The organism is Micromonospora sp. NPDC048843, assembly GCF_040649965.1.
Classification (GTDB): domain Bacteria; phylum Actinomycetota; class Actinomycetes; order Mycobacteriales; family Micromonosporaceae; genus Micromonospora; species Micromonospora hortensis.
In genome coordinates this window covers 1-11,279 of the sequence record NZ_JBEZGJ010000207.1, presented here as the reverse complement: position 1 = coordinate 11,279, position 11,279 = coordinate 1, and the positions used below count along the sequence as shown (strand labels likewise).

At 70.9% G+C, this 11,279-nt stretch carries 10 protein-coding genes; 7 read left to right on the top strand and 3 right to left on the bottom strand.

Features of this window, described 5'->3' with window-relative positions; all coding sequences use genetic code 11:
* Positions 1-298 precede the first annotated feature (298 nt).
* The 3 genes from tsf to frr all read left to right on the top strand — a co-directional run bounded on the left by tsf (position 299) and on the right by frr (position 2,697).
* Entirely contained in the window at positions 299-1,126 is an 828-nt protein-coding gene (gene tsf / locus AB0C20_RS31655) for a translation elongation factor Ts (RefSeq protein ID WP_091400300.1), read from the top strand.
* Positions 1,127-1,287: 161 nt separating this feature from the next.
* The gene (gene pyrH / locus AB0C20_RS31650; protein ID WP_030487501.1) at positions 1,288-2,055 is read left to right on the top strand and encodes a UMP kinase; all 768 of its coding nucleotides are present in this window, start codon (positions 1,288-1,290) and stop codon (positions 2,053-2,055) included.
* A gap of 84 nt (positions 2,056-2,139) precedes the next feature.
* On the top strand, positions 2,140-2,697 hold the full coding sequence (gene frr / locus AB0C20_RS31645) for a ribosome recycling factor (protein WP_203149044.1): 558 nt from the start codon (positions 2,140-2,142) through the stop codon (positions 2,695-2,697).
* Between the two features lie 52 nt (positions 2,698-2,749).
* Here frr and AB0C20_RS31640 read toward each other — a convergent pair whose 3' ends face one another.
* Positions 2,750-3,193 carry a hypothetical protein gene (locus AB0C20_RS31640; protein WP_357569361.1) on the bottom strand — a complete coding sequence of 148 codons (444 nt, stop codon included), beginning with the start codon at positions 3,191-3,193 and terminating at the stop codon, positions 2,750-2,752.
* Positions 3,194-3,575: 382 nt separating this feature from the next.
* Here AB0C20_RS31640 and AB0C20_RS31635 point away from each other — a divergent pair, with 382 nt between their 5' ends.
* The 3 genes from AB0C20_RS31635 to AB0C20_RS31625 all read left to right on the top strand — a co-directional run bounded on the left by AB0C20_RS31635 (position 3,576) and on the right by AB0C20_RS31625 (position 7,406).
* Positions 3,576-4,964 (top strand): phosphatidate cytidylyltransferase, encoded by a 1,389-nt coding sequence (locus AB0C20_RS31635; RefSeq protein WP_357569360.1) that lies wholly within the window; start codon positions 3,576-3,578, stop codon positions 4,962-4,964.
* 104 nt (positions 4,965-5,068) lie between these two features.
* A complete protein-coding gene (rlmN, locus tag AB0C20_RS31630; protein ID WP_091400305.1) occupies positions 5,069-6,226 on the top strand; it encodes a 23S rRNA (adenine(2503)-C(2))-methyltransferase RlmN in 1,158 nt (385 codons plus the stop codon).
* A gap of 31 nt (positions 6,227-6,257) precedes the next feature.
* Positions 6,258-7,406 (top strand): DivIVA domain-containing protein, encoded by a 1,149-nt coding sequence (locus AB0C20_RS31625; protein ID WP_357569359.1) that lies wholly within the window; start codon positions 6,258-6,260, stop codon positions 7,404-7,406.
* An 85-nt stretch (positions 7,407-7,491) separates the two neighbouring features.
* On the opposite strand, the gene AB0C20_RS31620 is transcribed toward AB0C20_RS31625, so the two are convergent.
* Positions 7,492-7,713, bottom strand: a complete 222-nt coding sequence (locus AB0C20_RS31620) for a DUF2631 domain-containing protein (protein WP_091400308.1) — start codon at positions 7,711-7,713, stop codon at positions 7,492-7,494.
* A gap of 198 nt (positions 7,714-7,911) precedes the next feature.
* Here AB0C20_RS31620 and AB0C20_RS31615 point away from each other — a divergent pair, with 198 nt between their 5' ends.
* A complete protein-coding gene (locus tag AB0C20_RS31615) occupies positions 7,912-9,492 on the top strand; it encodes a Rieske 2Fe-2S domain-containing protein (protein WP_357190081.1) in 1,581 nt (526 codons plus the stop codon).
* 119 nt (positions 9,493-9,611) lie between these two features.
* Here AB0C20_RS31615 and AB0C20_RS31610 read toward each other — a convergent pair whose 3' ends face one another.
* On the bottom strand, positions 9,612-11,207 hold the full coding sequence (locus AB0C20_RS31610) for an NAD(P)/FAD-dependent oxidoreductase (protein WP_357190079.1): 1,596 nt from the start codon (positions 11,205-11,207) through the stop codon (positions 9,612-9,614).
* Positions 11,208-11,279 lie beyond the last annotated feature (72 nt).

Below are 11,279 nucleotides of genomic sequence, written 5' to 3'. Positions count from 1 at the left end.
ACCTGGCACCGGGGATCAGGTCCGTCGCCACCGGCGTACGCGACGGCGACGGGCGAGTCGTCGCCGCCATCAACGTGACGGTGCACGCCGCCGAGCAGCCCGCCACCCCGGAGCAGCCGGCGCAGGCCGCCACCGAGCAGCCGGCGGCCGCCACCGCGGAGTGATCGCACCGTCGCTGCCCCGCCGTCCGTTTTCGCGAACGGCGGGCAGCGACGGTACGCCGGGCACGATCCGCCCGGATCCGGGTAACCGGCACCTCTGACCATCCACACGCCGTCTCAACACCGAAGAGAGAGCCATGTCCCAAATCACCGCCGCGGACGTCAAGAAGCTCCGCGACCTCACCGGCGCCGGCATGATGGACAGCAAGAAGGCGCTGACCGAGGCCGAGGGCGACTTCGACAAGGCCGTCGAGATCCTGCGCGTCAAGGGCGCCAAGGACGTCGGCAAGCGGGCCGGCCGTACGGCCGCGAACGGCCTGGTCGCCCACTCCGGCAAGGCGCTGCTCGAGCTCAACTGCGAGACCGACTTCGTCGCCAAGACCGAGTCGTTCATCGCGCTGGGCCAGCAGCTGGTCGAGCACGGTGAGCGCGCCGGCGTGAACTCCGCCGAGGAGCTGCTCGCCAGCGAGCTCGACGGCAAGGTCATCGCGGACCTGATCCAGGAGCAGTCCGCCAAGATCGGCGAGAAGCTGGTCCTCAACCGGTTCGCCCGGGTCGAGGGCACCACCGCCGTCTACCTGCACCGCAAGGCCCAGGACCTGCCGCCGGCCGTTGGCGTGCTGGTGTCGTACACCGGCAAGACCGACGAGGCTGGCGATGCCGACGCCCGTGGTGTGGCCATGCAGATCGCCGCGATGCGGCCGAAGTACCTCACCCGGGACGAGGTTCCGGCTGAGGTCGTCGAGTCCGAGCGGCGCATCGCCGAGCAGACCGCCCGCGAGGAGAACAAGCCCGAGGCGGCCCTGCCGAAGATCATCGAGGGTCGGGTGAACTCCTTCTTCAAGGACTTCGTCCTGATCGAGCAGTCGTCCGTCTCTGACAACAAGAAGTCGGTGAAGCAGCTGCTGGCCGAGGCCGGCATCGAGGTCACCCGCTTCGTGCGGTTCGAGGTCGGCCAGGCCTGAGCCGCCACCGGGCGCCGCTGGCGCCCGTGGGCAGGAGACATCAACGAGGAGGCCGCCGGTGTACGTGACAGGCACCGCGGCCTCCTCGTCACATAGGGTCGGCAGCGGCAGGTTCGCGGTACGCGCCGCACGGGGCGTGCGCGTGGGGAAGGGCGGGGCGGATGACGCAGGTTGTGAGTGACCGGACGCTGGAGTTGGACGATCCGACGGCACCGCCGCCGGGGCGCGCCCGCCGGGTGGTGCTGAAGCTCTCCGGTGAGGTCTTCGGTGGCGGCGCGATCGGCGTCGACCCGGACGTCGTCCAGGCCATCGCCCGGCAGATCGCCACAGTGGTCCGCCGCGGCGTGCAGGTCTCCGTGGTGGTCGGCGGGGGCAACTTCTTCCGCGGCGCGGAGCTGCAGAAGCGTGGGATGGACCGGGCCCGCGCCGACTACATGGGCATGCTCGGCACCGTGATGAACTGCCTCGCACTCCAGGACTTCCTGGAGAAGGAGGGCATCGAGACCCGGGTGCAGAGCGCCATCACGATGGCCCAGGTCGCCGAGCCGTACATCCCGCTGCGGGCCATCCGGCACCTGGAGAAGGGCCGCGTGGTCATCTTCGGCGCCGGCGCCGGAATGCCGTACTTCTCCACGGACACGGTGGCCGCCCAGCGGGCGCTGGAGATCCGGGCCGACGTGGTGCTGATGAGCAAGAACGGCGTGGACGGCGTCTACACCGCCGACCCGCGGATCGACCCCACCGCCAGCAAGCTCGACTCGATCACCTTCTCCGAGGCGCTGCGCCGCAACCTGCGGGTGGCCGACGCGGCGGCGTTCAGCCTCTGCATGGAGAACGGCCTGCCGATGCTGGTCTTTGGCGCGCAGGGTGACGACACCATCATCCGCGCGGTGGGTGGCGACAAGATCGGCACCCTGATCACCGCCTGAGTCCCGCCGACCGGCGACGACGACAGCGGGTCTGACGACTTTCAGCAGAGCCCACCACGAGCACAGAAGGAGGCGAGGAGACCGGTGATCGACGACACCCTCCTCGAGGCCGAGGAGAAGATGGAGCGTGCGGTCGAGCACGCCAAGGAGGAGTTCGGCGCCATCCGTACCGGTCGCGCCAACGCCGCCATGTTCTCCAAGGTCATCATCGACTACTACGGCACGCCCACGCCGCTGACGCAGATGGCGTCCATCGCGGTCCCCGAGCCGCGGATGGCCATCATCAAGCCGTACGACAACTCGCAGATCAACGCCATGGAGAAGGCGATCCGCGACTCGGACCTCGGGGTGAACCCGAACAACGAGGGCAACCAGCTGCGCATCCTGCTCCCGCAGATGACCGAGGAACGCCGCCGCGACATGATCAAGGTGGCTCGGCACAAGGGCGAGGAGGCCAAGGTGGCGATCCGCAACGTCCGCCGCCGTGGCAAGGAAGAGCTGGACCGGATCGTCAAGGACGGCGAGGCCGGCGAGGACGACGGTCGCCGCGCCGAGAAGGAACTCGACGACCTGACCCAGCGGTACGTGGCCAGCGTCGACGACCTGGTGAAGCACAAGGAAACCGAGCTGCTCGAGGTGTGACCCATGCTGCGAGGCCCGTTCCCGACGTCGGGAACGGGCCTCGTTCCATAGGTCAGCAGGGGATCCAGACGGTCCTGGTGCTCTCGGCGAGCTGCTCGCCGGTGTCCCAGTTCCGCAGCGAGAAGTGGGCCGTGGCCCGGCCGGGGTGCAGCGCGGGAGCGATCCGGGCGAACCCCATCCCGAGTTCGACGGTGCCGCCGTCGCAGAGGATCTCGCCGGCGCCGTGCCCCCCGGTGGCCCAGAGGGTCGGCAGGCCGTCCTGCACCAGCGAGGCCGACATGAGGACGATGCCGGCCGGGCAGTTCCGGGCGGTGGCGGTGACCCCTGCTGCCGGGTACGTCACCCCCGGTTCGCCGACGGGCGGCTCGAACGGGTACAGCTCGCTGGTGTGGCGGTCGATGGTGATCCTGGTCCGTGCCGTGGTGGCGGCGGCCGGTGACCCTGCTCCCAGGACCATGGCGGCCACCGTCAGCACCGCGAGACCGAACTTGTACATGTGCGTGCCCTTCCCCGTTGCGGAGCGCAGGCTGGCGCCGACGCGGCACCAGCGGACCACGCCGAGCGGGGTTCGCTCAGTACTCGATCGCGCACCGGACGAGTCGGATCGACGGCTGCGGATTGCCTGCGGTCTGCCGTACCGGATGGGTGTGTGTCGCTGGCCGGCGGGCCGGTGGCGCCGGGTGGCGTCCGTGGGCGTGCCTCGTCCGCCGTGCCGATCCGGCGTGTGCAGTAGGCTCGGCAGGATTCCCGGCCACCGGGTGGTGAACACCGGGGATCGACCGACCGTCGGGGCGGTCAATCGGAGGAACATCGCACGTGTAGGGGATGCTTGTGGTCTTGCGTCATGTGGTGGTTCTCGTGCCGCTTCGCGGTGCGTGATGTCCCACCCCGACCCCTACGGCAGCGAGCCTCGCGGCTGGGACCGGCCGGAGCGCCCGGTGGCGCTGCCCTGGCCGGACCAGGAGCTGGAGGCAGGCCAGTGGAGCCGCCGTCCGGCCGCCGGCCCTGAGCTGTACGCCGACCCGCACGCCCGGCCGTACACCGACCCGCACCCCGCGGACCCGCACGACGAGCGTGGCCGCCCGGCCCGCCCGGACGACCGCTTCGACGACCGCGACCGGCACGATCGCTTCGACGATCGGGACCGGCACGTCGACGACCGCAACCAGCCCGACCGGTACGACGACCGGGGTCGCGGTGACCGCTACCCGGACCGACCTCCCACGGGGGAGGGGCCGCCCCGGTACGACGGCCCGGACCGCGGGCACTTCGACGAGCCGAGCCGTCTCGACGGCCCTCCCGCCCGCTTCGACGACCCGGGGTACCCGACCGAGCAGCTCGCGCCCGTCCGGGCCGACGTGGTGCCGGACGAGGTTCCGACGACAGGTCGACGGTCGAAGGGGCGACGTCGGGCCAGCCTCGACCGACCGGCCACCCAGCAGGTGGGCACCGGGCGGGCCGGGCGCAACCTTCCCGCGGCGATCGGGGTCGGCCTCGGCCTCGGCGCGTTGATCGTGGTGCCGCTGCTGGTCTATCCGTTGGCCTTCCTGCCGGTGATCGCCGCCGCGGTCGCCATCGGCATGTGGGAGATGGCCCGCGCGGTCCGACGCAGCGGTGCGCACCCGCCGCTGGTGCCACTGATCGCCGGTGGCGTGTTGACAGTGGGTCTGGCCTGGTACGCCGGCCCGGACGCGCTCAGCCTGGGGCTGCTGGTCACCGTGCTGGGCACCATGATCTGGCGGTTGGGTGACGGGCCGGCCGGCTTCCAGCGGGATCTCACAGCGGCCACCCTGATCGCCGTCTACGTGCCGTTCCTCGCCGGTTTCGCGGCGCTGCTGGCGGCGGCCCCCGGCGATGGTCACCTGCGCATCCTGGCCACGCTGATCGGGGTGGTCCTCTCCGACACCGGGGGGTACGCGGCCGGGGTCTCCTTCGGCCGTCACCCGATGGCCCCGTCGATCAGCCCGAAGAAGTCCTGGGAGGGCTTCGCCGGCTCGGTCACCGCGGCGGCCCTGGGCGGGGCGTTGCTGCTGTGGCTGATGTTCGAGGTGGCTCCCTGGTGGGGCGCGCTGTTCGGGGTGGCCGTCTCGTGCGCTGCGGTCCTCGGTGACCTGGCCGAGTCGATGATCAAGCGGGATCTCGGCGTGAAGGACATGAGCAACCTGCTGCCCGGCCACGGCGGTCTGATGGACCGACTGGACTCGATCCTGTTCGCGGTGCCGACGGCCTACCTGCTGTTGGCGGTGTTCGTGCCGGTGGTGAGCTGAGGTATGAATCACGGCGACCTGGTCATCCGGCCCCGGCGGTCGCGGCCCGTTCGACACCTCCGGACCGGCAGCCGCCGCCGACGGCGTGACACACTGGACCAGCCATGACGAGCCTGCCCTTGATCCCCGCCATCTCGGTCGCCCCCGCCGCGCGCCGGGCCTCCATGCCCCCTCAGCACCTCGCTGACCTGGACCTGGCCGGCCGCCAGGCGTTGGTCACCGGGTTGGGTGAGCCGGCCTTCCGCGCCAAGCAGGTCTCCAACCACTACTTCGGGCGGTTGGTCCGCGACCCGCAGGCGATGACCGATCTGCCCGCCGCGACCCGGGAGCGGCTGGCCGACCAGTTGCTGCCGACGTTGCTCAACCCGGTGCGCGAGCTGGCCTGCGACGACGGCGCGACCCGCAAGGCGCTCTGGCGGCTGCACGACGGCGCGCTGGTCGAGAGCGTGCTGATGGGTTACCCGGACCGGGTGACCGTCTGCATTTCCAGCCAGGCGGGCTGCGGCATGGCCTGTCCGTTCTGCGCTACCGGCCAGGCCGGGCTGACCCGCAACCTGTCGACGGCGGAGATCGTCGACCAGGCGGTGTACATGGCCGGGGTGGCGGCCTCCGGCGTGGTGGCGGGTTCCCCGCCGAGACTGTCGCGCGTCGTCTTCATGGGCATGGGCGAGCCGCTGGCCAACTACAACCGGGTGATCGCGGCGATCCGTCGGCTGGTCAGCCCGGCTCCGGAGGGGCTCGGCCTGTCCCAGCGGCACATCACCGTTTCCACGGTCGGCCTGGTTCCGGCCATCCACCGACTGGCCAGCGAAGACCTCTCAGTGACCCTTGCGTTGTCGTTGCACGCGCCCGATGATGATCTGCGCGACGAACTCGTGCCGGTAAACCAGCGCTGGAAGGTAGCCGAGGTGCTGGACGCAGCGTGGGACTACGCCGCCCGGACGGGCCGCCGCGTGTCGATCGAGTACGCGATGATCAAGGACGTGAACGACCAGCCGTGGCGAGCCGACCTGCTCGGGCGGCTGCTGGCCGGCAAATTGGCCCACGTGAACCTCATTCCGCTCAATCCGACGCCGGGCAGCCGCTGGGACGCGAGCCCTAAGCCGGTCGAGCGGGAGTTCGTCCGGCGGTTGCGCGACGCCGGGGTGTCCACCACAGTTCGGGACACCCGAGGTCGCGAGATCGACGGCGCGTGTGGCCAGCTTGCCGCCGCCGAAGACAACGACACCAACACCGACCGCGCCGGAGAGGCACCGGCGTGACCGGGCGTGGCGAACGAGACCAGGAGACATAGTGGCGAGTCAGGGTCAGCGTTTCCGGCGCAAGGCGCTCCGCCGGGGATACAAGGTCGACGAGGTGGATGCCTTCCTCGACCGGGTCGAGGCGACGCTCGACGGCCGACAGGTCGGTGCCCCGGTGGCCTCCCAGGAGGTTCATGACGTCGTCTTCCGGGTCCGCTTCAACGGCTACGACGAGTGGCAGGTCGACCTGCACCTGGACCGGGTCGAGCGGCAGCTGGCCGAGCTGGAGGAGCGCAACAGCGCCGGGCGCGGTGGCGACCCCCGGATGGGTGACCGGATGGGCCCACCGGACCGGATGGGTCCGCCGATGCGTGACGAGCGGGGCATGGTCCCGCAGCCGATGCCGCCGCGGCCGATGCCCGCGCAGGCCGGCCCGCCCTACGGCCGCTACGACGAGCCGACCGGTGCCTTCGCCGGTGGGTACGACGCCCCCCGCGGCGGTGGTTACGACGCGCCACGTGGCCCGGCCGGCCCGCCGATGGGTCCCGGTGGCCCGATGGGCCCTGGCCCGATGGGTGGCCACGGCATGCCGCAGCGCGGCCTGCCCGCCGGTCCCAGCGGGTACGGCCCCCCGGACGACCAGCGCTCACCCGCTGGCTACGGCCAGGATGACCAACGCGGTGGGTACGGCCCCGACGACCAACGCGCGCCCGGCGGTTATCCGCCGCCTCCGGAGGAGCCGCGCTTCGACGGCTTCGAGGCCGGGCGGCACGGTCGCGCCGACATGACGGCCGAGATCCGGATGCCGGAGCGGGATCTGCGCGACATGCGCCGTGGTCCGGCCGGTCCGCCTCCGCTGCCGCAGCAGGGCATGGGTGGCCCGCCGATGGCCGGTCCGCCAGCGGTGGCCGGCCCGCCGATGGGTGGTCCGCCGATGGCCGGTCCGCCCGGCAGCGACCTGTACCGGGTCGACCAGATCCGCCGCAGCTTCCAGGTGCGCCGGTTCGGCAGCGGGTACGACCCCGATCAGGTGGACCGGTTCTTCGACACCCTGCTCGGTGGCATGCAGCGCCGCAACCCGATGCCTGTCGACCCGAAGGACCTGGACACGCTCCGGTTCGGCCTGGTTCCGGGTGGCTACTTCGAGGCTGAGGTCGACGCCGCGCTCAAGGACGTGCAGGACATCCTCTTCGGGCGCTGACCCCGACGCGACACGGACGAAGGCCCGTCCCCGGGTGGGGGCGGGCCCTCGGCGTACGTCGGCCGGTCGTCCGGCGGTGGGTCGGTCAGGAGCGCAGACCGCTGCGCCGCAACACGACGTCGCCGATCACGATGATCAGCAGCAGCGCGGCCAGGCCGATCAGCCAGATGTCCTCGACCCTGCCCTCGTGGTTGCCGCAGATCATCGCCAGCAGCGCCAGTGCGGACAGCACGGCGCCGATCTGCCCGGCCTTGCGGTGCCCGGGCTTGTGCTGGTCTGGCGACGTTACCGGCTCGCTTCCTGCCACTGTCGGTCCTTCCCTCGCGATCGGATCTTTGGTTAGTCTGGCACGCCTCGTACCCGGTGCGGTGGGGTGGGGGTTTCCTGGCCATCGGCCCTGCCCCACCTGGGCTGGACGGCACTACCGGCGTCGCGGGGCGGCGGTCAGACTCGCTCCGGTAGCGTTTGGCGTACACCTGATTGTCTGTTTGAGGGGGACTGTGCGGTGCGAGTGACCGGAACCGGGCACGCCAGCATGCGGATCGACACGGCCGCGGGCAGCATCCTGTGCGACCCGTGGGTGAATCCGGCCTACTTCGCGTCGTGGTTTCCGTTCCCGGACAATTCACTGCTGGACTGGGAGAGCCTGGGTCAGGTCGACTACCTGTACGTCTCCCACCTGCACCGGGACCACTTCGACGCGAAGCACCTGCGCGACTTCGTCTCCAAGGACGCCACGGTCCTGCTCCCCGAGTTCCCCACCTCGGAGATGGAGGACGAGTTCCGGGCGCTGGGCTTCACGAAGTTCCTGAAGGCGCCCAACGAGCAGGTGGTGGAGCTGCCCGGCGGCCTGAAGATCATGATTCAGGCGTTGACCAGCCCGACCGACGGGCCGATCGGCGACTCCTCGCTCTGGGTCGAGTACGAGGGTGTGCGGCTGCTCAACCAGAACGACGCCCGCCCCACCGACCTGAGCGTCTTCGCCGAGCTGGGGCACGTGCACGCGCACCTGCTCCAGTTCTCCGGTGCGATCTGGTACCCGATGGTCTACGAGCTGCCGCAGGCGGCGAAGACCGCGTTCGGCAAGCAGAAGCGTGACCGGCAGTTCGACCGGACCTGGCGGTACATCGACGACCTGAAGGCGTCGCATGTCTTCCCGATCGCCGGCCCGCCGTGCTTCCTCGACGACGCCCTGTGGCAGTTCAACGACATCCACGGCGACGAGGGCAACATCTTCCCCGACCAGTCCGTCTTCATGTCGGAGTACGCCAAGGTCGGCGGCACCAACGGGATCGTGCTGCTGCCGGGCAGCGTCGCCGAGGTCACCACCGAGGGCGCGAGCACCACCCATCCGGTGCCGGTGCAGGAGTTCTTCGCGAACAAGGTCGCGCACCTGGAGGAGATGCGGGAGCGCAAGCGCCCGATCATCGAGGCGGAGAAGGCGTCCTGGCGGCACCCCGAGGTGGACGTTCTCGGCGAGATGAAGCGTCGGATCGAGCCGCTGCTCGACGAGTCGATCTACCTGGCCAAGGGGGTCGGTGGCCCGGTCCGTTTCGACCTGGTGGGGTATGACGGCGAGAGCGTCGAGTCGATCGTGGTGGACTTCCCCGGCAAGGAGGTTCGGCCGTACGCGGACGAGAAGGTGCGCTACCGGTTCCGGACCGAGCGGTCGCTGATCGAGCACCTTCTCTTCATCGACGAGGTGGACTGGGTCAACTCGCTCTTCCTGTCCTGCCGGTTCTCGGCGGCCCGGATCGGCCAGTACAACGAGTTCGTCTACGCGTTCTTCAAGTGCCTCTCCGAGGAGCGGCTCCAGTACGCCGAGGGCTGGTACGACGAGCACGAGCGCAGCACCGACGCCGAGGACATCACGCTTGGCGACTGGGTGGTGCAGCGGCGGTGCCCGCACCTGAAGGCGGATCTGACCCGCTTCGGCATCGTCGACGGTGACCAGCTCACCTGCCAGTTGCACGGCTGGCGCTTCGACCTCCCCAGCGGCCGCTGCCTAACGAGCGTCGGCCACAAGGTGCGAGCCCACCGGGTGGACGCGGAAACCCCGGCCCCCGCCGGCGAGGCGGTGATCTGACCCGCCTGCGTTGATCATGAAGTTATTGCCGCGACACGCCGCTGCGGCAGGCAATAACTTCATGATCAACGGGGGCCGGGCCGGGCCGGGCCGGGCCGGGGCCGGGGGCGGGTTAGGGGTCAGGCCGACAGGTCGGTGAGGATGCGGCGGGCGGCGTTGTGGCCGGCCGCGCCGATGACGCTGCCGGCCGGGTGGCAGCCAGCGCTGCCGGCGTACACACCATCGACGCCGGTGGCGTAGGGCATCCGGTCAGTGAACGAGACGGTGTTGTCGACGTGGTGGATGTGCCCGCCGGTGATGCCGAAGTGCTCCTCGATACCGGGCGGCGGCAGCGGCACCGCGTCAGCGATCAGGTCGGCGGTGCCGGGGGCGTACCGCTCGACGATCCCGAGCAGCCGGTCGACGTAGCCGGGCAGCTCCGCGTCCCAGGTCGTGCCGGCCAACTCGTAGGGGACGGACTGGACGAAGAGCGCCGACGAGTGGTGCCCGGCGGCGTCGGAGAGCGACGGGTCGACTGTGGTGTGCAGGTACCACTCGATGGTGGGCTCCGCCGGCAGCAGCCCGGCCTGCACGTCCGCCCACATGGCGCGCAGCGCGGTCATCGGCGACGCCTCCGCCCCGCCGACCAGCGACGCCGACCCGGGCAGCAGGTGGATGGTCGAGCCGAACGGGCTCGGCGTGCCGTCGGGCAGGCAGGAGAACCGCGGCAGCCCGGTGAGCGCCAGGTTGAGCTTGAGGGTGGTGCCGGGCCGGCGGACCGCCGCCATCCGTTCACCGAGCCGCGCCGGGAGCGCGCCGTCGGGCAACAGGTCCATCAGCCGGTACGGGTCACACGCGCCGAGCACCACACGGGCGGCGACCTCTCGACCGTCGGTCAGCACCACTCCGCTAGCCGCGCCGCCGTCCAGTGTCACAGCGTGCACCGGCGTACCGGTCAGGATTGTCGCTCCGGCGGCGCGTGCGGCCTCGGCGAAGATCCGGGAGACGGTGCCCATCCCACCCTCGGCGATCATCCAGGTGCCGCCGGAGCCGGGCAGTCGGCACATGTTGTGCACGAGGAAGTTGTGGCCGGTGCCGGGGTCGTCCGGGCCGGCGTTGAGCCCGGAGAGGCCGTCGGTGACCGCGTACATGCTGACCAGCAGTTCGGAGCGGAACTCGAACCGGGCCAGGTAGTCGGCGACGGAACCCTGCACGAGGTCGACGAAGACCTGGCGCAGCGCTGGGCGGACGTGCCGTTCGGCGGTCTCCTGGACGCTCAGCGGCTCGGCCAGCCAGGCCGGGGCGAGGTCTTCCCGCAGCGCGGCCAGCTCGGCCTGCATGGCGTCGTCGGCGGCCACGTCGGCGGGGGAGAAGAACTCGGCGAGCTGCGCCCGGGTGGCGGCGGTGTCACTGCCGAAGAGCAGGTACGGCGAGCCGAGGCCGCCCGGGGTGGGGAGGAAGTAGTGCGGGTCGCGGCGCAGCACCGGGATCCGGACGTCGAGCGTGGCGAGCAGTTCCGGGGGCATCAGCCCGAGCAGGTACGAACCGGTGGAGTGGCGCAGCCCCGGCACCGTCGGGAACGGGTTCTCGGTGCGGGTCGCGCCGCCGATCACGTCGGCGGCCTCCAGCACGAGAACGTCCAGGCCGGCGCGGGCCAGCAGGACCGCGGAGACCAGGCCGTTGTGCCCGGCACCGACGATGACGACGTCGGCGCGGGCCGGAATCTCACTGCTCATGCCGCGGCAGCCTAGTCCGCCCCACCAGCCCAGGTCACCCCTTCCACTCCCACCCACCAACCCCACCCCCAC